Origin of the sequence: Saccharothrix sp. BKS2 (assembly GCF_047689505.1) — a bacterium.
GTDB classification, from domain to species: domain Bacteria; phylum Actinomycetota; class Actinomycetes; order Mycobacteriales; family Pseudonocardiaceae; genus Actinosynnema; species Actinosynnema lopnurensis.
The window spans coordinates 1-22,336 of record NZ_JAUQOL010000024.1 but is presented as its reverse complement, the minus strand read 5'-3'; the positions used below and the strand labels follow the sequence as shown (position 1 = coordinate 22,336).

Sequence of the window (22,336 nt, the reverse complement as noted above, 5' to 3'; positions counted from 1 at the left end):
GCTGGGTCGGTTCGGTCGGCGTTGACGGCGGCGGTGTCGGCGGTCGCGGAGCTGCTGCCCCGGCCGCTGGACCCGGTGCGGTCGATCAAGCTCAAGATCGGCATCCTGCTGGTGGCGGCGTTCGCGGCCGGGTTCGCGTTCTTCTGGCACCGGATCGGCTGGCTGCCGCCGGGCACCACGATCGGGACGATGGCGATCGTGGTGCTGACCTCCCAGGTCCTCGCGCACGGGATGACCAGGCCGCTGCGCGAGATGACGGCGGCGGTGCGGGCGATGCGGGCCGGCGACTACAGCAGGCGGGTGCGGGCGACGGCGCGGGACGAGGTCGGGGAGCTGGCCTCGGCGTTCAACCAGATGTCGGCGGACCTCGGCGCGGCCGACCGGCAGCGGCGCGAGCTGATCGCGAACGTGTCGCACGAGCTGCGCACGCCGATCACCGCGTTGCAGAACGTGCTGGAGAACGTCGTGGACGGGGTGGCGCCGGCGGACGCCGCGACCCTGAGCACGGCGCTGGCCCAGACCGAGCGCCTCGGGCGGCTGGTGGCGGAGCTGCTGGACCTGTCCCGGCTCGACGCGGGCGCGCACCCGCTGGACCGGGCGGAGTTCGCCCTGGAACCGCTGCTGGCGGACGTGGTGGCGGAGGCGTCGGTGGCCGCCCGGGGGGTGCGGTTCACCGTGGACGTCTCGCCGCCCGGCGCGGTGGTGCACGCGGACGAGGGGCGGCTGGCGCAGGTGGTGGCGAACCTGCTGGACAACGCGGCCCGCCACGGACCGGCCGGGGGCGAGGTGCGGGTCACCGCGGTGGTGGGCGAGGAGCTGGTGCTGGAGGTCGCCGACGACGGGCCCGGGATCGCGCCGCCGGACCGGGAGCGGGTGTTCGAGCGGTTCACCAGGGGCGAGCGGGCGGTCGGGGGCGGGACCGGGCTGGGCCTGAACATCGCCCGCTGGGCGGTCGACCTGCACGGCGGGACGATCGCGGTGGTGGACGGGCCGGGGTGCCGAATCCGGGCGACGCTGCCGGCCACGGCGACGCTGCCGGCGACGGCGCCCCCGCCGTTCACGGCTGGCTGACGACCACCGGCCGCCGACCACCCCGCCGCCCCGAGCACCGCTCCGCAAGGGTCCTCGCCCAGGGGACCCCCGAATTCCATTCAACCACCGACCACCGACATTTCCGGCCCACCCGGAGCCGTCGGGGGCCGATGACGCCTGCCCAGGAGGCCCCCGAAATGTCCCCCACCCGCGTCCTCCTGATCGGCACCGCCGCCGGCACCGGCGCCGCCGTCCTCCTCCCGCTCGACCGCCCCGGCCTCGGCTGGTCCCTCACCGCCGTCCTCGTCTTCGCCCTGCTCCGCCACGTCAGACCGGGCTGGGCCGCGCTCTCCACCGCCCTGTTCGCGGTCGGCGCGCTCACCGCCTCGCCCTGGCTGTTCACCCTCTGCGCGATCGCCGGCTGCGCCGCCGGTTCCCTCGCCGTCGCCGGCGGCCGGTCGACCTTCGACCTGTTCGTCGGCGCGATCGCCGTCCCCGCCGCCGCGCTGCGGGCCGGGCCGTGGCTGGCGCGCGGCCTCCGCGCGGGTGGCGCCCCGCCGCTCCTGCGGCCCGCCCTGGTGACCGCCGCGCTCCTGCTGGTCTTCACCCCGCTGCTGGCGAGCGCGGACCAAGCCTTCGCGAACCTGCTCACCTCCGTCCTGCCCGACGCCGGCACCTCGCTCGAACCGGTCGCGGTGTTCCTCGCGGTCGGCCTGGGCGCGGTCGGCGCGTGCTGCCTGATCGCCCTGCCGCTGACGCCCGACGACGCGCCCGGCGGTCCCGTCCGCCCGGTGGCGCGCCGGGACTGGGCGCTGCCGGTCGGCGCGCTGGTGCTGCTGTTCGCCGCCTTCGTGGCGGTCCAGGTCGGCACCCTGTTCGGCGGCGACGACCACGTGCTGACCACCTCGGGCCTGACCTACGCCGGGCACGCCCGCTCCGGCTTCTGGCAGCTGCTCGTGGTCACCGCGCTGACCCTCGGGGTGATCGCGGTCGCCGCCGGCCGGGCCGCGCGGGACGAGCCGGGCGACCGCCGGGTGCTGCGCCTGCTGCTGGGCGCGCTGAGCGCGCTCACCCTGGTGATCGTCGCCTCCGCGCTGACCCGGATGTGGGTCTACCAGCAGGCTTACGGCTTCACCGTGCTGCGCGTCCTGGTCTCGGCCTGCGAGCTGTGGCTGGGCGTGGTCTACCTGCTGGTGCTGGCGGCGGGCGTGCGGCTGGACGGCCGGTGGCTGCCGCGGGCGGTGCTGGGCGCGGGGTTCGCCACCCTGCTCGGGCTCGCCGCGCTCAACCCCGACCGGTTCATCGCGGAGCGCAACGTCGACCGCTGGCGCGCGACCGGCGAGGTCGACGTGACCTACCTGGGCCGCCTGTCCGACGACGCCGTGCCCGCGCTGACGGCCCTCCCGGACCACCTGCGCGGGTGCGTCCTGTGGCTCCGCCACGTCGACGAGGACGGGTGGCGCGGCTGGAACCTGGGTCGCCTCCGGGCGCGGGAGGCGTTGCGCGAGGTGTCGCTCAGGCCGTGCGCGAGTCCGTGACGTGCTCGGCGACCAGCCGCGCGACGGTGTCGGCGTGGGTGACCGGCGCCCAGTGCCCGGCGTCGACGACGCGCCGCTTGAGGTTGGGCACCCAGCGCTCGACGCCCCGGGTCAGCGACTCGGTCACGTACCGGTCGTGGCGCGGGTGCACGAGCTGCACCGGCACGTCGGTCCGCCGCACGCGCGGCGCGCGCAGCCGGGGGATGAAGTTGGCCCGGTACAGGGCCATGCCGCGCACGCCGTCCTCGACGACCGTCGGCGACACGGGGGCCGACACGCCCTCGACGCGGCGCAGGACCGCGCCCCACCTCGGGCCTACGAGGTAGCGCCACACCAGGGGCGCGACGAACGGCAGGTGGAACGCCGCGATGTACCAGGAGCGGCGCAGCTGCTCGGGGTTCGCGCCGCCGCGCATCCGGTGGCCCACGTGGTCCAGGCAGGGCCCGGAGATGGAGGTGTAGGAGGCGATCGGCGCGCCGGGGGTGGTCACCGCCTCCCACGCCTGGATGGAGCCCCAGTCGTGCCCGACGACGTGCACGGGCGCGTCGGGGCTGACCGCCCGCGCCACCGCGACCAGGTCCCGGCCGAGCACGGGCAGCCGGTAGGCGGCCAGCCCGCGCGGCGCGCCGGACCGGCCCGCGCCGCGCACGTCGTAGCTGACCACGTGGAACTCCCCGGCCAGCGCCTCGGCCACGCCGTCCCACACGCGGTGCGTGTCGGGGTAGCCGTGCACCAGCAGCACGGTCGGGGCGGAGCGGTCGCCCCGCTCGAACACCGCCAGCCGCACACCGTCGGACTCCACGTACAAGGCCGGACCGCCCCCCTGAACCACTACGACAACGAATTGCTACGGCAACGTAGCTTTTGAAAAGCTACGACACCGTAGCAATATGGCCCGGTGAGCACAACGCGCCGGAAGTACGCCCCGCGCCTGCCCCCCGGGCAGCGGCGCGAGCAGCTCCTGGACGGCGCGCTCGCGCTCATCGCCGGGGGCGGGTTCGACGCGCTCACCATGGAGGCCGTGGCCCGGCGGGCGGGCGTCACCAAGCCCGTGGTCTACGAGCTGTACGCGAACCGCGCCGAGGTGCTCGACGCCCTGCTCCGGCGCGAGGCCGAGCGCGCCACCGCGCAGGTCCTGGACGCCATCCGGGGGGCCGACCCCGCCGCCCGCTCCCCCGAGGACGTCTACACCGGCGCCGTGCGGGCGTTCGTCAACGCGGTGGTGGCCGCCCCGGACCGCTGGCGGCTGGTCCTGGTGCCGCCCGAGGGCACCCCGCCGGAGTTCCGCCGGCAGGTCGAGCTGGTGCGCAGGCGGGTGTTGGCGCAGGTCAACGAGCTGGCCGACCTCGGCGTGCGGGCCACGGGCGATCCGGGCCTGGACGCCGAGCTGCTCGGTCACGCCATGCTCGCGCTGGCCGAGATGGCCGGCCGGCTGGCGGTCACCGACCCCGGGCGGTTCACGCCCGACCGGTTGGTCGCCTTCGTGGGGAAAGTCGCACACTTCCTCCCCGGCGGCTGAACGGCTCCCCCCGTGGGTACGGCCCAGTGGAGTACCCGAAGTCGAGGAGGTTCCCCTTCGTGCTCGCAGCCGTCATCACGTTCGCCGGCTCCCTGCTGGTCGCACTGGTGGTCGTCGCGCTCGTCCACCGGGTGGTCGGCCGGTTGGGGCGGCGGTCCAAGCTGTTCGCCGAACTCGCCGAGCACGCCCACCGGCCCGCGCTGGCCGTGGCCGTGCTGTCGGCCGTGCAGTTCTCGCTGGGGGTGGTGGCCCACGGCGACTGGCGACCGGTCGCGATCCACGTGACCGGCATAGCGCTCATCCTCGCGGGCGCCTGGCTGCTCGCGGCGCTGCTGGTGGTGGTCGAGGACGCGACCCTGGCGCGCATCCGGGTCGACGTGTCCGACAACCGGCACGCGCGGCGGGTGCACACGCAGGTCACGCTGATCCGGCGGGTCACGGTGGTCGTGGTGGGCCTGCTCGCGGTGGCCGCGGTGCTGATGACGTTCCCGGACGCGCGGGCCGCCGGCACCTCGCTGCTGGCCTCGACCGCGGTGATCGGCGCCATCGCGGCGCTGGCGGCGCAGTCGCTGCTGGGCAACGTGTTCGCGGGCGTGCAGATCGCGTTCAGCGACGCGGTGCGGCTCGACGACGTGGTGGTCGTGGACAAGCAGTGGGGCCGGGTCGAGGACATCACGCTGACCTACGTGGTGGTGCACCTGTGGGACGACCGGCGGCTCATCCTGCCCACGTCGTACCTGATGAGGACGCCGTTCGAGAACTGGACGCGCACCCAGTCGGCGCTGCTCGGCACGGTCGAGCTGGACCTGGACTGGACCGTGCCGGTGGAGGACCTGCGGCAGGAGCTGCGGCACGCGCTGGAGGGCTGCGACCTGTGGGACGGCAGGGTGAGCGTGCTCCAGGTCACCGACGCGGTGGGGTCGTTCGTGCGGGTGCGGGCGCTGGTGAGCGCCTCCGACGCCGGGCGGCTGTGGGACCTGCGGTGCGTGGTGCGGGAGCACCTGGTGTCGTGGCTGCGGTCCACCCACCCCGGCGCGCTGCCGCAGGTGCGGGTGCGCGACCTGCCCCGCGCCGGCGGGCGGGTGGCCGAGCCGACGTCGAACGGCGCCTCGGACAATCGGGTGTTCGGCGACAGCCCGGACGGGCAGGAGCGCGTGCAGGCGTTCCGCGGACCCGACCAGCCGGTGCAACCGGGCTGACCCCGCGTCCCGTCCTGGTGGTGGGACGAGGTTCGGGAGGTCTTGCATGAGGAAACCGGTGGCGGCGGTCCTGGCGGCGGCGTTGGCCCTGGCGGGGTGCGGGCAGCGGCCCGCCGACCCCGGCACGTCCGCGGGGGACGTGACGCCGTCGTCGGCCCCCGCGATCCCCGCCCCCGTCAGCCCCACCGCCCAGGAGGCGCCGGTGAAGCTCGGTCCGCAGGCCCAGGACGCGCTGGCCAGGGCGAGGGCGGAGGGCGCGCGGACGGTCGCGGTGACGGTCTCCACCGAACCCGGCCAGGTCGAGCGGGCCGTGGCGGGGCTGCGGGGCCTGGGCGCGACGGTCGAGTCCTCGGACGCCTCGGTCGGGTACGTGCGGGCGACCGTGCCGGTGGACGAGGTGGCGCGGGTGCCCGGGGTCGAGGGCGTGCGGCAGGTGGACGTGGACGAGCCGCTGTCCAACGGCGACCCGGCGCCCTGACGGGAGAACCCGGCGCCCTGACCGGAAACCGCGGACCCCGACCGAAAACCCTGCGTGCCCTTGACCGAAAAAGCAGGGCCGCCCCCGGCGAACCGGGGACGGCCCTGCGGTCGGAAGAGCGTCAGACCACGTTCCGCACGAGCACCGTGCCGCGGCCGACGACCGCGCCCTCCGAGGTCTGCACGGTCAGCTCACCGCGCAGCACCCGGCCGGCGCCGGCCGGGCTCAGGGCCGTGATCACGGCGGGCACCGTCCACGAGGAGCCGGCCACCCGGTCGGCGTCCGCGTCGGTCACCTGGAGCGAGCCGAGGCCCGGGGCGGCGAACAGGTCGAGGTAGTCGTACTCCGTGGTGCCCGCGGGCACCTCGAAGCCGTCCACCACGACCCGCCACGCGCCCGGCGCGGGGTTGGTGAGCGTCACCGACTCCTCGGAGTCGCCGTCCGCCTGCTGCCCCGCCGGCACGCAGGTGCCGCTGGTGCAGTTGTAGACGAACAGGTCGAGGTCGGCGGCCACGTCGCTGGTGCGGCCGATGGTGGCCCGCAGCTGCGTCGCGCCCGGCAGCACGGTCAGGTCGTAGGACTGCGACTCCAGGTTCGCGATGGTCGGCCGCGAGATGCGGGCGCTGGCCAGCGCCCCGCCGACGACCTTGCCGTTGAACGCGGCCAGCGCGTTGGTCACGGTGTAGGAGCGCTCGACCGGCGTGCCCGCGGTCACCGACTCGATGGTGTCCGGGTTCGGGCTGACCGTGGTGCCCAGCACCGACGCGGTCACCGAGTACGGCGCCGAGGCGGCGTCCGAGGTGCGCCGCGCCTCGACCACGACCTCCCACACGCCCGGCGTCGGGTTGTTGACGGTCCGGCTGGTGGGCGTGCCACCGGCGCAGCCCGCGCCCGCGTCGGGGTTGTAGCAGTTGGTGGACGAGGTGGTGTCGAACGGCACGCCGTACGGGTCGAAGCGCAGGAACCGGACCTGGCCCTTGCCCGCCTCGGTGCCGCCGGCCGCCATGTCGACCTTCAGCGCGCTGGCGCCGGCCGGCACCCGCACGAAGAACGACTTCGACTGGTTGCGGGCGATCGAGCCGGTCTTGGTGACCGCGTACCGGCCCGCCGCGGTGAACTCGTCCGCCGCGAACACGGTGTTCAGGGTGAACACGTCGATGCCGCGGGTGCCGGGGTTGTCGAGCTTCAGCACGGCCGAGTGGGCGCCCGCCGTCTTCGGCTTGACCTTGACGTCGAACTTCACCGGCGCGTTGAGCGGCAGGCTGATCAGGGACTTCGACGAGAACGTGCCGTCGTTGCCCTGCCACTTGACCAGGAACTGCTGGCTGCGGTCCGGGCCCGTGGTGCGGGTCAGGGTGTAGGTGCGGGTGTACTCCTCGCCCACCTGCACGCCCTCGCGGTCGTGGATGCCGACACCCGTGTTCGGGGTGGCCAGCAGGCCCGACAGCGCGGTGTTGACGGTCACCGAGGTGGCGACGGCCTGGGTGTTCGGGTGCGCGTTGAGCTGCGTCCACGCCTTCTTGGTGTCGAACAGGCCCGCGCCCTGCTCGTAAGCCTGGAGCGTGGACACCCACTTGGCGCCGGACTGGATGGCGTTGCGCAGTTCGGAGACCGGCGGGCGCTGCCCGTCGTGCTCGGCCTTGTAGGCGGAGATCAGCAGCGCGGCGGCGCCGGCGGCCTGCGGCGCGGCCATCGAGGTGCCGTTCAGCATGGCGTAGCCGGCCGGCAGCGGGTAGGTGCCGGGCACCGGGTTGGGGTTCTGCCACTGCGGGGTGGTCGAGATCGCCGAGCCGGGCGCGACGATGTTCGGCTTGAAGCCGCCGTCCTCGCGCGGGCCGCGGGAGGAGAAGCCGTGCAGGCCCTCGCGCTGCGCGGTGACCGAGCCGTAGTTCGACAGCCAGGTCTCCTTGGTGATGTAGGAGCCGACGCTGATCGAGTCGGTGGCCACCGACGGGTCGCCGACGGTGTTCGCGCCCGCGCCGCTGTTGCCGGCGGAGATGAACACCTGGACGTTGTACTCGTTGATGATGCGGTTGTAGAGCTCCGCGCGGGCGTTGTTGCCGTCGTTGAGCGGCGGCAGGCCGCCGATGGAGATGTTGACGACGTCGGCGCCGTTGCGCGCCGCGTACAGCAGGCCGTCGAGCAGGCCGCTGCTGGTGCACGACGGGGTCGACAGGCAGACCTTGACGGCCATCAGCTTCGCGCCGGGGGCCGCGCCCTGCATCTTGCCGCCGAACATCTTGTTCGCCGCGGTGATGCCCGCGACGTGCGAGCCGTGGGCGGCGGCGGAGATGCCGATGTTGACGTACGCGGTGCCGCCGTTGTCGTAGATCGACCGGTCGGTCTGCACCACGAACGCCACGGTGTCGAGCACCGGGGTGCCCGGGTTGTCCGCGCCGAAGTGGCCGACGTCCTTCTTGACCTTGTAGTCGATCATCGCGACCTGGTCGGTGAAGTCGCCGTCGCCGTCGACGTCCACCCGGACTTCCTTGGTGGTCCGGTCCTGGAGCACGCCGAACGCGTCCACGCGGTCGCCGTCGCGGTTGATGTCGCCGCCGGTCTCGCTGTTGGACAGGCCGAGGTCGCCCGCGGTCTCGCGGAACAGGCCGAAGCTGTAGGGGCCGCCGGTGGCCGGGGCCTTGTAGGTGGCGCCGCCGCTGGTGAAGGTGCCGACGTACGAGCCGGTCACGGGGACCCAGGTGCCGTCGCCGGAGTTGGTGGCGTTGGCGTTGTACCAGTCGACGATCTTGCGCTCACCGGTCGACGTGGTGGCCAGCGCCGGGTGGTCCAGGTCGATGCCGGAGTCCATGATCGCGATGGTGGTGCCCCGGCCGTCCCACTGGGGGTGCTGGTCGGTGAACTGCGCCGCGTTGGTGTCCCGCGTCGGCATGTAGGGGTTCTTCTTGGGCGTCTTCGCGCCCGGCGCCGGCTGCGGGAGCGGGGTGCCCATGCCGTCCGGCCGGGGGTCGTCCAGCTTGACGAGGCCGTCGACGTCCACCGAGTTCACCGAGGCGAGCCCGGCGGCCTTCTCGGCCTTGTCGCGCGGCAGCGAGACCCGGAGGTAGTCGACGTCCCGCTCGGTGGTCTCGACGACGCCGCCGAGCGCCCGGAGCTCACCGGCCGCGGAGTCCAGCTCGCCCTCTTCGGCGGCGACCAGGAGCGTGACGTTCGCCTGGCCGGCCCGCTCGGCCTCGGCGAGCCGCTCCAGGTCCTGCTTGTCGAGCTGCTTGTCGGCCGGCGCGGGCGCGCTCGGCGCCTCCTGCGCGACCGCGGGGCCGGCGGTGAGGCCGAGGCCGGCGGTGCCCAGCACAGCGGCCAGCAAGGCCGCACCGGCGCGGTGTCTCCACCGGCTTACCGAATTGATCACGGCGCAAACCCTTCGTGGGAAAAGATTGGCGCAAGCACATCCCCCCGGGTCTGTCCGGACAATCGGACGAACAGCGCAACAGTGAAGTCCACATTGGACTGGATGACCTCTTGCGCGAATGCGCGAAATGTGCCGCACAAGCCGAGGAGGGCCGCGACCCCTCCAGTCAAGAGCCAACCGGCCGGTGTGTCAACCAGTGTCAACGGTGAATTGTCGAATCACCCCCGCAATCAGTAACGAACCGCACATCAACTCGATGGCGAGCAGACTGGTCGGCATCGTGGACGTCGTGCCGATCGACCGGATAGCCGACGAGCTGTACGCGCTGCCGCCGGCGGGGTTCGTCGCGGCCCGCGACGCCCACGCCCGGCGGGCCGCCCGGCGCGGCGACCAGGCGCTGGCCCGCGAGATCGCCGCGCTGCGCAAGCCGACCGCGTCGGCGTGGGCGCTCAACTCGCTGGCCCGCGAGACCGACGTGCTGGTCGACCTGCTGGCGCTGGGCGAGGAGCTGCGGGCGGCGGAGGAGCTGCGCGGGAACGCGCTGCGGCAGCTCGGCGCGCGTCGTCGGGTCACGCTCAACGCCCTGGTCCGGCAGGCCGAGGACCTGGCGCGCGCGGCGGGCCACCCGCTCGGGCCGGAGGCCGTGCGGCAGGTGCGCGCCACGCTGGGCGCGGCGTGCGCGGACCGCGTGCTGGCCGCCCGGATCCGGATCGGCCGGCTGGTCAGGCCGGTCGAGCGGGCCGCGTTCCCGCCGGTGGGGCCGGGTGCGGTCGGCGTGCGCGACGACCTCGCGCCCCGCCGCGAGCAGCGCCGGGAGCGGCAGCTGGCCAAGGCCCGCGGGGACGTCGACGCCGCCCGGTCCGACGCGCGGCGGGCGGAGGCGGCGCTGGCCGAGGCCGACCGGCTGCTGGACGAGCGGGCCGAGCACGCGGCGTCGCTGCGCGCCGAGCTCCAGCGGGCGCAGCGGGCCGAGCACGCGGCGGCGGTGGCCGCCGAACGGGCCCGTCGCCGGGCGGACGCCGCGCGGGACCGGCTCGTCCGGGCGCAGCGGCGGGTGACCGAACTGCGTGGTGACGCCTGACACCTCCCGGTCACCCGGGGAACAGCCGTTCGACACCGGCCGTTCTACCAGTGGTCGGCGCGGCGTGGACGCCGCACCGGACGTCAGGACCGCCGGGGTGCCTCCCCCCGTGCCCCGCGCGGCCCCTCTCCCCGAGGACGTTGCAGGTGCGCCCACGCACGCCCGATCGCCGTCGGCCGGACGGAACACCCCCTCACCGGACGGCCGGCGGCCCCCGAACCCCCTCGTAGCGGTCGTGCCCCCTCGCTCAGACCATGTACTGGTCGTGCCGGGCGTACAGCTCGGTCCACTCCTCCGGGGTGAGCCGCCGCCCGGACTCGCCGATCTCGGCCAGTTCCCGGAAGTACTCCTCGCGCGGCGGGCCGGGCGCGAACAGGATCAACATCGACGCGGGCTCGTCGGAATCGTTGCGGAAAGCGTGCACGCCCCGTTCCGGCACGTAGAGGAAATCGCCGGCGGTCGCCTCGACCCAGGTCTCCCCGTTGAACAACCGGACCGCGCCGGACAGCACGTAGAACGACTCGGAGAACGTCTTGTGGAAGTGCGCGGCCGGGCCGCCCGCGCGCGGGCGCATCCGCCACTCGAACAGACCGAACCGCCCCCCGGTCACGTCGCCGGTCCCCACCAGCCGCGCCCGCGTCAGCGGTCGGTCGATGGTCGGCACCGCGTCCACGGGTCGCCACACGGCGCTGACCTCACCCGATGCGTACGACACCGGTCCCCCTCTCCTCGAAAGTGAAATTTATTCAACTGTCTTGCGCGACGTGCGCCTCGATCTAGACTCGCCCGATGCCACATGACGCGGATGTCATCGTCGTCGGCGCGGGTCTCGCGGGCCTGGTCGCCACCGCCGAGCTGGTCGACGCGGGCCGCCGGGTCATCCTGCTCGACCAGGAACCGGAGACCTCGTTCGGCGGGCAGGCGTTCTGGTCGTTCGGCGGGCTGTTCCTGGTCGACACGCCCGAGCAGCGGCGCCTGAAGGTCCGCGACTCGGCCGAGCTGGCGCTCCAGGACTGGCTGGGCTCGGCGGCGTTCGACCGCGAGTGCGACCACTGGCCCCGGCGGTGGGCCGAGGCGTACGTGCACTTCGCCGCGGGCGAGAAGCGGTCGTGGCTGCACGCGATGGGCGTCCGCTGGTTCCCGCTGGTGCAGTGGGCCGAGCGCGGCGGGTACCTGGCCGGCGGGCACGGCAACTCCGTGCCGCGGTTCCACGTCACCTGGGGCACCGGGCCCGGCATCGTGGCGCCGTTCGTGCGGCGGGTGCGCGCGGGCGTCGCGCGCGGCCTGGTCGACCTGCGGTTCCGGCACCGCGTGACCGGCCTGACCAGCACCGGCGGCGAGATCGACGGCGTCAGCGGCTCCGTGCTGGAGCCCAGCGCGGTCGAGCGCGGCGAACCCAGCTCCCGCGCGGTCGTGGCGGACTTCGAGCTGCGCGCCCAGGCCGTGGTGATCACCTCCGGCGGTATCGGCGCCAACCACGAGGTGGTGCGCCGCAACTGGCCGGCCCGGCTCGGCACCCCGCCGGAGCACATGCTGTCCGGCGTGCCCGACCACGTGGACGGCGAGCTGCTCGGGGTGGTGCGGGACGCGGGCGGCGCCATCGTCAACGAGGACCGCATGTGGCACTACCCCGAGGGCATCGCCAACTACGCCCCGGTGTGGAGCCGCCACGGCATCCGCATCCTGCCCGGCCCGTCGTCGCTGTGGCTCGACGCCACCGGCCGGCGCCTGCCGGTGCCCCTGTTCCCGGGCTTCGACGCGCTGGGCGCGCTGGAGCACATCGTCAAGACCGGCCACGGCCACTCGTGGTTCGTGCTGAACAAGCGGATCATCGGCAAGGAGTTCGCGCTGTCGGGCTCGGAGCAGAACCCCGACCTGACCGGCAAGGACGTCAAGCTGGTGCTCAAGCGGGCCCTGCCCGGCGCGGTCGCGCCCGTCGAGGCGTTCGCCGAGCTGTCCGAGGAGTTCATCTTCGCCGACACCCCCGCCGAACTGGCCGCCGGCATGAACCGGCTCGCCGGCACGTCCCTGATCGACGCCGACGAGCTGCGGCGCACGATCGTGGAGCGCGACCGCCAGGTCATCTCCGGCCTGGGCAAGGACGCGCAGGTCAACGCCATGCGCGAGGCCCGCCGCTTCCTCACCGACAAGCTGATCCGGGTGGTCGAGCCCCACCCCCTGCTCGACCCGAAGGCCGGTCCCCTGATCGCCGTGCGCCTCTCCGTCCTGACCCGCAAGACCCTGGGCGGCCTGCACACCGACCTGGACGCCCGCGTCCTCACCCCGTCCGGCGACCCCCTGCCCAACGTCTACGCGGCCGGCGAAGCCGCGGGCTTCGGCGGCGGCGGCGTCCACGGCTACCGGGCCCTGGAGGGCACCTTCCTGGGCGGCTGCCTGTTCTCCGGCCGGGTGGCCGGCCGAGCAGCCGCCACAGCCACCGCCTAACCCAACCCGAACACCCACTCAGGACTCCCGAACACTCAACTCGGGGGTCCTGAACGTACGACACGCACGACCTGAACGTACGACACGCGAGTCCTGAACGTACGACACGCGCGGCGTGAAGGTTCGACACGCGCGCGAGTCGTACGTTCGGGACCACCGTGTCGTACGTTCGCGACCCCCGAGTTCAGCGTTCAGGACCCCCGAGTTGAGCGTTCGCGGCTCACGGACGGGTGGCCAGGGACAGCTTGCGCGCCAGGTCGTCGGCGTCGGCCAGGCGCAGGTCGCGGTACAGGTTGAACGCCGCCAGCCAGTGCGGGCGGGCGGCGTCCACGCCCTCCGACTGCTCCAGCACGTCGCCGATGGCCCGGTGGCACAGCGCCTCCTGGTACCGGTCGCCCAGGCTCGCCGCCAGCTCCAGCCCCGCCCGGTAGGACTCCAGCGCCTCGTCGGCCCGCCCCAGCTGCTGCGCCGCCGCCCCCAGCGTGTGCAGGGTCGCCGTGTGCGCCTTGGACGGGGCCGCCGGGAACAGGTCCAGCGCCTCGGTCGCGTGCCGCAGCGCCTCCTCCGGCTGGTGCTTGCGCAGCAGCACGTTCGCCAGGTTGTTGCGGATGTTCGCCTGCGTGCGGGCGTCACCCACCTCGCGGGCCACCTCCAGCGCCTCCAGGATCACCTCCTGCGCCCGGTCCAGCCGGTCGTCCGCCATGAGGCAGTACCCCAGGTTCGCCAGCGCGGCCAGCTCCAGGTTCCGGTCGCCGCCCGCCAGCGCCGCCGCGCGCGTGCACGCCGCGATCGCCTCGTCGATCCGCCCGAGGTCGGCCAGCGTCGACCCCAGGCGCAGCAGGAACGTCGCCTCCGCGTGCCCGTCCCCCAGCGACCGCGCCGCCGCCAGCCCGATCCGGCACAGCGCCAGCCGGTCCAGCCGGTTGCCGCGGCGGAAGTGGAACGCGTCCAGGCACAGCGCCAGCTGCCACGTCCGCTCGCGCTCGCCCGCGTTCACCGCGATGTCCAGCGCCAGCCCGAGGTTGGCCTCCTCCAGCGTGAACCAGTCCAGCGCCGCCGCGTGCGAGGACAGCTCCGGGAACGACGCGGGCCGGTGCGCCGGCGGCCCGAACGGCAGCACGTGGTCCGACAGGTGCGCCCGCGCCGAGTCCGCCACGTGCAGGTAGTAGTCCAGCAGCCGGTGCGCGGCGAGCCTGTTGTCCTTCCCCGACTCCGACGCCGCCAGGTGGTGGGTGAACAGCCGCACCAGGTCGTGCCGCGAGTACCGGTCCGGCGTGGACTCGTGCAGCAGGTTGGCGTAGGCCAGGGTCCGCAGGTGCGTCCGCGCGCTCACCACGTTGATGTCCAGCAGCGCCGCCGCCGCGTAGCTGTCCAGGTCCGTGCCGGGGTGCAGCCCCAGCCGCCGGAACAGCCGCGCCGCGCCCTCCGGCAGCTCCCGGTAGCTCACCGCCAGCGCCGCGTGCACCCCGCGCCCCGCCTCGGGCAGCGACAGCGCCGACAGCCGCCCCTGCTCGTCGCGCAGCTCGTCCACCAGCGACTGGATCGTCCACCGCGGCCGGGACGCCAGCCGCGCGCCCGCGATCCGCAGCGCCAGCGGCAGCCGGTCGCACAGCTCGCACAGCTCCGCCACCGCCTCCGGCTCCTGCTCGATCCGCGGCCGCCCCAGCAGCGCCGCCAGCAGGTGCTCCGCGCTCTCCTCCGGCAACGTCGGCACGTGCAGCGAGGACGCGCCCTCGGTCACCACGAGGTCGTCCAGCCGGTGCCGCGAGGTGACCAGCACCAGGCACCGCGCCGAGCCGGGCAGCAGCGGCCGGACCTGCTCGGCCGACCGGGCGTTGTCCAGCAGCACCAGCACCCGCCGCCCGGCCAGCAGCGACCGGTACTGCGCGGCCTGGTCCTCCAGGTCCGCCGCGATCTGCGAGTCCGTCAGCCCCAGCGCGCGCAGGAACCCGACCAGCGCGGCCCGCGGGTCCAGCGGCTCGGTCTCGTCGAACCCGCGCAGGTTGACGAACAGCTGCCCGTCCGGGAAGTCGCCCGCCACCCGGTGCGCCCAGTGCAGCGCCAGCGCGGTCTTGCCGACCCCGGCCGGGCCCACCAGCAGCCCGATCGCCGAGTCCTGCCCCATCAGGCTCTCACGCAGGTCCGACAGCTCCAGCTCCCGGCCCACGAACCCGCGGTGCTCGCGCGGCAGCTGGGCGGGGGCGCGGTTCACCGGCGCCCGCGGCGGCACGGCGGCGCCGCCCAGCACGGCCTGGTAGGCGTCGCGCAGCTCCGGCCCCGGGTCCACGCCCAGCTCCTCGGCCAGCCGCTCCCGCGTCCGGTGGAACAGCTCCAGCGCCTCGGCCTGCCGCCCGGTCCCGTGCAGGGCCAGCACCAGCCGCGCCACCAGGGCCTCGCGCAGCGGGTCGGCCGCCACCTCGTCGCGCAGGGCCGGCACCGCCTCGGCCGCCCGGTCCAGCCGGAACAGCCGCGTCGCCAGGTCCTGCACGGCCCCCAGCCGCCGCTCCTCCAACCGCGCCGACACCGCCTCGCGCAGCTGCTCGCCGGGCACGTCGGCCAGGACCGGCCCGCGCCACAGCGCCAACGCCTCCCGCAGCAGGTCGACGGCCCGCTCGTCGGCCACGTCCCGCGCGCGCACGACCAGGTCCTCGAACCGGAACGCGTCCACCGCGTCCCGCGAGCCGGTCAGCGCGTAACCGGGAGCACGCGTGACGAGCGCTACACCCCCGGTCAGGACCTTCCGGAGTTGGGCGATATGTCCCTGGAGGGCGGCTTTGGCCTGCGGCGGGGGTGAGCCGTCCCACACCAGGTCGAGGAGGCGGTCCCCGGACACCACCCGGTTGAGCTCCAGCGCGAGGGCCGCCAGCACGGTCCTGCGCTTCGCCGCTCCCAGTCGAACCGGCTCCCCACCTGCGGAAACCAGCTCCACCGGGCCGAGCAGGTTCACCCGCATCCTGCAACCTTTCGGGGCAGTCACCTTGTGATCGATGAGTTTCGCACAGCGGCCGCGACAGCCCTGACCGGCGCGTTGGCCCCGCGTTGGCCGGGCGTTGGAGCTCGGCGCGACCGTGTGTTCCGTCCAGAAGGCTGCCTTCGCGAGGGATTGACGATGTACATCGCCGAAGACGGGGGCGAGCAGGCCCCGCCGCGGGAGGCCCCGACCCTCGACAGCAAGGTCGTGGCCCTCCAGGAGACCGTGAACTCCGGGCGGGTGTCGCTCGACCCCGCCACGGGCGAGGAACTGCGCCGGATGCTCCTGGAGCAGATCGACCAGGTCGACTCGTGGCTGGAGCGGGCCGGCCGCCTCGCCCGCCCCGCGCCGCTGGGCGCCAACCCCGTCGGCGACAAGATGGCCCACAAGTTCGAGACCCGGGCCGACGGCGACCCCCGGTCGTTCGTGGCCGTGATGACCGCCTACCGCGAGGTGTTGCAGCAGACGCACGACTCGGTGCGCAGCGCCATCCGCAACTTCACGGCGGCCGACGAGGAGCACGAGGTCGAGATGAAGCGGCTGAGCGGGAACTGAGAGGACCGGCGGAGATGACGAAGCTGCAGGCCGAGGAGATCGACCTGGTCCTGACCGAGACGCAGAACTGGGCGTCCCGGTCCCACCGCGAGCTGTACGAGGCGGTGCACAACAACAACGACCCCGGTCAGACCGGCGAGATCGGCGCGGAGTGGGGCCAGTTCGGCACCGAGCTGACCGAGTCGGCGCGGCTGATCAACGAGCGGGTCGCGCTGAGCGAGTCCGGCTGGACCGGCGACGCCGCGGACGCCGCGCGCGGGGCCCTCAAGAAGCTCGCCGACTGGGTCACCGACACCGCGGCGACCGCCGTCGAGGTGGGCAAGCGGGTCCAGGACCAGAGCCACATCATGGAGAACGCGCGGGCGAGCATGCCCGAGCCGGTCGACTTCAACTGGGACCAGGCGGCCGGGACGTTCACCGCGGGCGGCATCCAGGGGCTGGCGAGCTCGGCCGCCGACGTGCAGGCGGCCAACGAGCAGGCGCGGGCGCTGCACGAGCACGCCGTGACCGTGATGAACACGATGGAGCACGAGTCGCGGGGCGTCGACCAGGGCACGCCCCTGTTCACCCCGCCGTTCAACCCGGTGACCGGGCGGACCGAGGAGCCCCGGCTCGCGCTGGCGGCCACCTCGGTGTCGGGGCCGGTGCTGGGTGACGCGACGGCGGTCAGCGCCTACTCGTCGGGCGGCGGCGGCGGTGGCGCGGCGACGGCACCGTCCGGCTACGCGGCGACGGCCACGCCCGCGGCGCCGCTGACGCCGGCCGCGTCCTACACGGCCCCCGCGCCGACCGGCGGCTCGTACGCGGCGGCGGCCATGGCCCCCGGGATGCCCCCGGCCATCTCCCGGCCCGAGGGCACCACGGCGGCCGCGGCGGCGGCTCAGGTGCCGGTGGCCCACCCGTACAACCCGGCGGGTTACACCGCACCCTCGGGCGGCGGGTACACCGCTCCGGGCGGGTACACCGCGCCCGGCGGCTACACCCCCGGCTACACCACCCCCGGCTACACCCCGTCGGGCAGCGGGTACGTGCCGCCGTCGAGCGGGGGCGGCTACGTGCCGCCGTACCAGCCGGCGAACCCGAACACCGTGCCCAGGCAGGGTGGCGGCACCCTGCCGCCCGGCGTGAAGCCGCCCGCCTACGTCCCGGCCGGCAGCCCCGGCACGCCGCCGGTGACCGGTCCCGGCCGCGTGCCGGTGGGCGGTGCGCCCGGCTTCGGGCCCACGGGTGGCGGTTTCGGACCGACCGGGTCCGGCGGCGCGGGCGGCTTCGGCGGTGGTGGCGGCGGTGCCGGTGGGTTCGGCGGCGGCGGTGCCGGTGGGTTCGGCGGCGGTGCCGGTGGGTTCGGCCCGACCGGGTCGGGCGGCGCCGGTGGCACGGGCGGTTCCCTGGCGGCCGGCGGCTCGACGGGCACGGCCGGGCCCGGCGCGCCCCGCGGACCGGTGCCCGGCTTCGGTCCCGGCGCGGCGAGCGCTGCGGCGTCCCCGATGGCCGGTGGCGCGCCCATGGGCGGCGCCCCCGCCGGCGGCGGTCAGGACGAGGACAAGGAGCACCGCGCCGCGGCGTACATCCGGGGCGAGGACATCTTCGAGGTGCCCGGCGAGAACCTGCCCCCGTCGGTGATCGGCGGCGCGAAGCCGCGCAAGAAGGGCGAGCAGGCGTGATCGAGCCCGAGTTCCTGCTGACGCCGCGGGAGCTGGACGCGCTGTGGCACCACCTCCGGCTGGGCCGGCTGCCCTACCCGCTGGACGTGCCGGTCCCGGGGTCCACCGAGGAGGAGCGCGAGCACCTGCGGGGCCAGGCGCTGGCCGGGTACGGCGAGCCCGCCCCGCGGCTGGTCGAGCTGCTGCGGCTGCTGGCGGAGCACGAGGTGGCCGTCGACGCGGTGGCCCACGTGGACCGGGCGGTGCGGGCGGTGGCCGTGGCGGGCGGCGAGCTGGGCGCGATGGCGGTGATCGACAGCGGGTCGATCGGCGTGCTGGGCATCCGGCCGACGGCGCTGGCCCGGTCCATCGTGGACGTGCTGCCGGGCGGGTCGGCGGGGCCGGGCAGCGCCCTGTCGCTGCGGCTGGAGGCGCTGCACGAGGCCGTGGCGCTCCAGGACGAGCAGGACGACGACGAGGACGACCCGTGGGGCGGCGGTGAGCTGGACGAGCGGGAGGCGCTGCAGAAGGCGGGACTGTCGCGCGAGGACGCGACCGCGGTCAGCGAGCTGGCCGCGAGCCGGGTCGCGGGCGGCCAGTTCGGCGTCAGCGTGGCCGGCGGCTACCGGCGCACCCGGGCGGGCACGCTGATCACGTGGTTCGACACCCACCAGGGCCGCTACCTGATGGTGCACGAGGACGGCTGGCTCAGCCTCGCCCCCACCGACAACGACCGGATCGCCACCCGGATCGCCTCGGTCCTCGCCGCGGTCGCCTGACCTCGGGACACCCTCCTCCAGGGCCCCCGGACCCCCGTGGTCCGGGGGCCCTGGGCGTTGCCGGGTCCGGGGGTCCTGAACGTGCAGTTCGGGGGTCCTGGACGTACGACACGGCGGGCCTGGACGTACGACTCGCGCGGCCGGGGGTGGTGGTGAACGCCGCAAAACTTTCCAAGGAGCGTTCAGGTTCGACGGCGGTCCCAATTCCTCCGGGTACGGGAACGAGGGGGTGTTTGGGCTGCTCCGGGGGTGTGACGCGGTCGTCTTGTGCACGTTCGGGCGGGTGACACTAAGCTGAATCGCGCCCTACGGTCTGCCATTGCACCATTCGAGTGAAGAATGACCGGAAATGCGCACGTCGGCTTATCGCGGTGCCCCATCGCGCGGTGGGTCGACACCCAGGATGTCCCCTCGACGATGGGCCGCAGAGCTGAATGAAGATGGTCGAAGAGGCAGGCGCGGCAAGACCGGGTGACGAGTCCGGCGACGACCGGGGCGAGTTCGCCCGGCGGTGGGCCGCCACCATCGGTTCGACCGTGGTGGCCGACCTCCAGCGTCCCCGGCTGGAGGCGTTGCTCGCCGGGTTCACCACCGACCTGCACACCGCGCTGAGGCACGACGGCCCCGCGACCGCGGCGCAGCGGGCGGGCCGCGCGATGGTCGAGCACGGCCTGCGGTCCGCGTCCACGCTGGAGCGCTCGCTCGCGTTCGTCGGCGACCACCTGCTGGACCACTTCGGACTGCCCGCCGACCGGGCGAAGCGGCTGATGGGCGTGCTGGCCGCGTTCGCCGCCGGGTTCGCCGACGGCCTGCGCGTGCACACCCTCGACGAGCAGGAGCAGAGCCAGACCCGCGCGCTGCGGCTCACCCGGTCGGCCGAGGCGAAGCTGCGGGCCAGCGAGGCCAAGTTCCGCGCGGTGTTCCGGACCTCGCCCGCGGCCATCGCGGTCACCGGCCTCGGCGGCGAGCTGCTGGACTGCAACACCGCCATGCTGGACATGCTCGGCCGCGACGCCGAGGAGCTGGCCGGGACCACCAGCCGCGCCCTCGTGCACCCCGACGACCAGGCGGCGCTGACCCGGCTGGCCGAACGGCTGAGGACCGACGACCGCGACCAGGTGCACGCGGAGCTGCGGCTGCTGGGCGGCGACGGCGAGCCGGTCACCGCGCTGGTCTCGATCGCCCTGGTGCGCGACGACGAGGACGAGCCCGCCTACTACGTGGCCGTGCTGGAGGACCTGGACGAGGTGCGGGCGCTCCAGGCGCGGCTGCTGCACCAGAGCCTGCACGACGTGCAGACCGGCCTGGCCAACCGCGGCCAGTTCGTCGGCTGGCTGGAGAACGCGGTCGGCACCAGGGGCCCGGCGGCGCTCGCGCTGGTCGTGTTCGACCTGGACGGGTTCCGGGTGGTCAACGACGCGTTCGGGCACGAGATCGGCAACCGGGTGCTCAGCGCGGCGGCCGCGCACCTGCGGTCGGTGTTCGGCGAGGTCGGGCAGCTGGCCCGGATCGGGCCGGACGAGTTCGGCGTGCTGATCCGCGACCCGGTCGACGTGCCCGCGGTGGTGACGTACGCCGAGGAGGTGCTGGACCTGCTCGCCGAGCCGGTGTGGGTGGGCGAGGACGGCATCGGCGTGACCGCCAGCGTCGGCATCGTGGTGCGGGCGGCGCGCGGCGCGGACGCGACGGAGCTGATGCGGTGCGTCGACGTGACCGTGCGGTGGGCGAAGGAGGACGGCAAGGCGCAGTGGGCGCTCTACGACCCCGAGCGCGACCGGCGGGAGCGGACCCCGATGCGGCTGGCCGCGTCCGTCGCGGGCGGGCTGGAGCAGGGCGACTTCCGGGTCGACTACGAGCCGGTGCGCTCGTCGGCCGACCGGTCGCTGCTGGCCGTGGAGGCGCGGCTGCGCTGGGAGCACCCCGCCGAGGGCCCGGTCGACCCGCTGGAGCTGGGCCCGCTGGTCGCCGGCACCGGCATGGCCGCGCGGCTGGGCGCGTGGGCGCTGGAGCAGGCGTGCCACGACGCCGGCCGCTGGCACGCGGAGCTCGGCGCGGCGGCGCCCGTGCTGACCATGAACCTGACCGCGCGGCAGTGCCAGGAGCCGGAGCTGGTGGCCGAGGTGCGCCGGGTGCTGCGGGAGAGCGGCCTGCCCGCGTCCGGGCTGCGGCTGGAGCTGGACGAGGTGCTGCTCGGCCGGCTGGGTGAGGAGCAGTTGGAGGAACTGGCCATCCTCACCGAGCACGGCGTGGGGCTGGCGCTCGACCGGGTGGGCAACGCCAACCACGGCATCGACCGGCTGCGCCGGCTGCCGCTGTGCGGGCTCAAGTTCGAGGGCGCGCCGATGCGCGGGATCACCGCGGACGCGACCCCGATGGACGAGGACGCGACCGCGGCGCTGCTGTCGTGGGCGCGGACCCTGGGCCTCCCCCTGCACGCGGCGGGCGTGCGCACGGAGGACGAGGTGGCGCGGCTGGCCGGGCTGGGCGTGTCCGGCGTGCAGGGGCCGCTGTTCGGCGAGCCGCTGTCGGCGGACGGGGTCGCCGCGATTCTTGGCAAGTCCTGACCCGGGGCTCAGCCTGCTCACAGGACGCGGGGCGAACCTGGGTGCATGGCAGAGGAATTCCCCGCGGTGAGCGGGTCGTTGGTGGAGCAGCGGGCGCCGTTCTGGCGGCGCACCGGGACGATGGTGACCTCGGCGGCGCTGGCCGCCGCGCTGTTCGGCGGGGTCACCGGTGGCATGGTCGGCGCCCTCAACGCGCCGGACGCGACCACGGCCGCGGTCAGCAGCCCGGCGGCGCTGCGGACCGGCTCCCCGTCCACGTCGGACGTCTCGTCGATCGCCGCGCGGGTGCTGCCCAGCGTGGTGCAGGTCAACGTGATCACCGACCAGGGCGAGGGCCTGGGCTCCGGCGTGGTGCTCAGCGGTGACGGGCGAATCCTGACCAACAACCACGTGGTCGCCGGGGCCCGCCAGGTCACCGTGACGCTGGCCGACGGGCGGACCGTCGACGCCTCGGTGCTGGGCAGCGACGCGTCCAGCGACCTGGCGGTGCTGCGGGCGGAGGGCGTGAGCGGCCTGACCCCGGCCGTGTTCGCCGACTCCGACCAGGTGAGGATCGGTGACCAGGTGGTGGCCGTCGGCTCGCCGGAGGGTCTCCAGGGCACCGTGACCTCGGGCATCGTCAGCGCCCTGGACCGCACGGTGACCGTCCCCGCGACCACCGGCCGCCGCGACGCGGCCGTGAGCTACCAGGCCATCCAGACCGACGCCTCGATCAACCCCGGCAACTCGGGCGGCCCGCTGGTGAACGCGGCGGGCGAGGTCGTCGGCATCAACTCGGCGATCTACTCGCCCGCGTCGGACAGCGGACAGGCGGGCAGCGTGGGCATCGGCTTCGCGATCCCGTCGAACGAGGTCCAGCAGATCATCGGGCAGCTCACCGCCTGATGGTGGGTGGGAAGTGGGTGGTGAGGACCAGCGGGCGCTCAAGGACGGTGAACCCTTGAGCGCCCCGGCAGCGTTCGGCTGTTCGGGCCTCGCGCTCGGACCCGAGCAGCCAGACCAGCGCAGCCGGGGCCGCTCGGCCAGGCCCACACGGCCCGCCCTGTGCGGCCGGACCCGCGCGGCCGGACCCGCGCGGCCGGACCCGCGCGGCCAGCCCCGCGCGGCCAGCCCTGTGCGGCCAGCCCCGCGCGGCCAGCCCTGTGCGGCCAGCCCCGCGCGGCCA

The 22,336-nt window shown here is 74.6% G+C and carries 16 protein-coding genes; 12 read left to right on the top strand and 4 right to left on the bottom strand.

All coding sequences use genetic code 11. From position 1 onward, the window contains the following. The first annotated feature begins 33 nt into the window (after positions 1-33). A complete protein-coding gene (locus Q5530_RS35185) occupies positions 34-1,071 on the top strand; it encodes a sensor histidine kinase (RefSeq protein WP_415367160.1) in 1,038 nt (345 codons plus the stop codon). A gap of 158 nt (positions 1,072-1,229) precedes the next feature. Next, on the top strand, positions 1,230-2,570 hold the full coding sequence (locus tag Q5530_RS35180; RefSeq protein WP_415367159.1) for a DUF4153 domain-containing protein: 1,341 nt from the start codon (positions 1,230-1,232) through the stop codon (positions 2,568-2,570). On the opposite strand, the gene Q5530_RS35175 is transcribed toward Q5530_RS35180, so the two are convergent. Continuing rightward, complete coding sequence (locus Q5530_RS35175; protein WP_415367244.1) at positions 2,548-3,372, bottom strand: alpha/beta fold hydrolase; 825 nt, start codon at positions 3,370-3,372, stop codon at positions 2,548-2,550. The two genes, Q5530_RS35180 and Q5530_RS35175, sit on opposite strands and share 23 nt — an antisense overlap. 96 nt (positions 3,373-3,468) lie before the next feature. Here Q5530_RS35175 and Q5530_RS35170 point away from each other — a divergent pair, with 96 nt between their 5' ends. The 3 genes from Q5530_RS35170 to Q5530_RS35160 are packed head-to-tail and all read left to right on the top strand — an operon-like array spanning position 3,469 to position 5,766. Then, entirely contained in the window at positions 3,469-4,089 is a 621-nt protein-coding gene (locus Q5530_RS35170) for a TetR/AcrR family transcriptional regulator (RefSeq protein ID WP_415367157.1), read from the top strand. 59 nt (positions 4,090-4,148) lie between these two features. Continuing rightward, positions 4,149-5,288, top strand: coding sequence for a mechanosensitive ion channel family protein (locus Q5530_RS35165; RefSeq protein WP_415367155.1), 1,140 nt, complete (start codon positions 4,149-4,151; stop codon positions 5,286-5,288). 46 nt (positions 5,289-5,334) lie between these two features. Continuing rightward, on the top strand, positions 5,335-5,766 hold the full coding sequence (locus Q5530_RS35160) for a hypothetical protein (protein WP_415367154.1): 432 nt from the start codon (positions 5,335-5,337) through the stop codon (positions 5,764-5,766). 121 nt (positions 5,767-5,887) lie between these two features. On the opposite strand, the gene Q5530_RS35155 is transcribed toward Q5530_RS35160, so the two are convergent. Beyond that, the gene (locus Q5530_RS35155; RefSeq protein WP_415367153.1) at positions 5,888-9,133 is read right to left on the bottom strand and encodes a S8 family serine peptidase; all 3,246 of its coding nucleotides are present in this window, start codon (positions 9,131-9,133) and stop codon (positions 5,888-5,890) included. 256 nt (positions 9,134-9,389) lie between these two features. On the opposite strand from Q5530_RS35155, the gene Q5530_RS35150 reads away from it, so the two are divergent. Then, a complete protein-coding gene (locus Q5530_RS35150; RefSeq protein ID WP_415367152.1) occupies positions 9,390-10,214 on the top strand; it encodes a hypothetical protein in 825 nt (274 codons plus the stop codon). Between the two features lie 247 nt (positions 10,215-10,461). Here Q5530_RS35150 and Q5530_RS35145 read toward each other — a convergent pair whose 3' ends face one another. After that, positions 10,462-10,929, bottom strand: coding sequence for a cupin domain-containing protein (locus Q5530_RS35145; RefSeq protein ID WP_415367150.1), 468 nt, complete (start codon positions 10,927-10,929; stop codon positions 10,462-10,464). Positions 10,930-11,003: 74 nt separating this feature from the next. Here Q5530_RS35145 and Q5530_RS35140 point away from each other — a divergent pair, with 74 nt between their 5' ends. After that, positions 11,004-12,659, top strand: coding sequence for an FAD-binding dehydrogenase (locus Q5530_RS35140; RefSeq protein WP_415367149.1), 1,656 nt, complete (start codon positions 11,004-11,006; stop codon positions 12,657-12,659). 220 nt (positions 12,660-12,879) lie between these two features. On the opposite strand, the gene Q5530_RS35135 is transcribed toward Q5530_RS35140, so the two are convergent. Beyond that, on the bottom strand, positions 12,880-15,612 hold the full coding sequence (locus Q5530_RS35135) for a BTAD domain-containing putative transcriptional regulator (RefSeq protein WP_415367148.1): 2,733 nt from the start codon (positions 15,610-15,612) through the stop codon (positions 12,880-12,882). A 156-nt stretch (positions 15,613-15,768) separates the two neighbouring features. Here Q5530_RS35135 and Q5530_RS35130 point away from each other — a divergent pair, with 156 nt between their 5' ends. The 5 genes from Q5530_RS35130 to Q5530_RS35110 all read left to right on the top strand — a co-directional run bounded on the left by Q5530_RS35130 (position 15,769) and on the right by Q5530_RS35110 (position 22,056). Continuing rightward, positions 15,769-16,185 carry a hypothetical protein gene (locus Q5530_RS35130; protein ID WP_415367147.1) on the top strand — a complete coding sequence of 139 codons (417 nt, stop codon included), beginning with the start codon at positions 15,769-15,771 and terminating at the stop codon, positions 16,183-16,185. A gap of 14 nt (positions 16,186-16,199) precedes the next feature. After that, positions 16,200-17,849: a PPE domain-containing protein gene (locus Q5530_RS35125; protein ID WP_415367146.1), complete on the top strand. Its 1,650-nt coding sequence runs from the start codon at positions 16,200-16,202 to the stop codon at positions 17,847-17,849. Continuing rightward, complete coding sequence (locus Q5530_RS35120; protein ID WP_415367145.1) at positions 17,846-18,607, top strand: ESX secretion-associated protein EspG; 762 nt, start codon at positions 17,846-17,848, stop codon at positions 18,605-18,607. The genes Q5530_RS35125 and Q5530_RS35120 overlap by 4 nt, the downstream gene beginning before the upstream one ends. A 440-nt stretch (positions 18,608-19,047) precedes the next feature. Next, entirely contained in the window at positions 19,048-21,171 is a 2,124-nt protein-coding gene (locus Q5530_RS35115; protein ID WP_415367144.1) for a putative bifunctional diguanylate cyclase/phosphodiesterase, read from the top strand. Between the two features lie 45 nt (positions 21,172-21,216). Then, positions 21,217-22,056: a S1C family serine protease gene (locus Q5530_RS35110; RefSeq protein WP_415367143.1), complete on the top strand. Its 840-nt coding sequence runs from the start codon at positions 21,217-21,219 to the stop codon at positions 22,054-22,056. The last annotated feature ends 280 nt before the right edge of the window (positions 22,057-22,336 follow it).

Bases quoted from the DNA above. Each gene is read 5' to 3' on its own strand.
- Q5530_RS35160 (WP_415367154.1), top strand. From the start codon at position 5,335: ATGAGGAAACCGGTGGCGGCGGTCCTGGCGGCGGCGTTGGCCCTGGCG.
- Q5530_RS35150 (WP_415367152.1), top strand. From the start codon at position 9,390: ATGGCGAGCAGACTGGTCGGCATCGTGGACGTCGTGCCGATCGACCGG.
- Q5530_RS35180 (WP_415367159.1), top strand. From the start codon at position 1,230: ATGTCCCCCACCCGCGTCCTCCTGATCGGCACCGCCGCCGGCACCGGC.
- Q5530_RS35135 (WP_415367148.1), bottom strand. From the start codon at position 15,612: ATGCGGGTGAACCTGCTCGGCCCGGTGGAGCTGGTTTCCGCAGGTGGG.
- Q5530_RS35115 (WP_415367144.1), top strand. From the start codon at position 19,048: ATGGTCGAAGAGGCAGGCGCGGCAAGACCGGGTGACGAGTCCGGCGAC.
- Q5530_RS35130 (WP_415367147.1), top strand. From the start codon at position 15,769: ATGTACATCGCCGAAGACGGGGGCGAGCAGGCCCCGCCGCGGGAGGCC.
- Q5530_RS35110 (WP_415367143.1), top strand. From the start codon at position 21,217: ATGGCAGAGGAATTCCCCGCGGTGAGCGGGTCGTTGGTGGAGCAGCGG.
- Q5530_RS35125 (WP_415367146.1), top strand. From the start codon at position 16,200: ATGACGAAGCTGCAGGCCGAGGAGATCGACCTGGTCCTGACCGAGACG.
- Q5530_RS35140 (WP_415367149.1), top strand. From the start codon at position 11,004: ATGCCACATGACGCGGATGTCATCGTCGTCGGCGCGGGTCTCGCGGGC.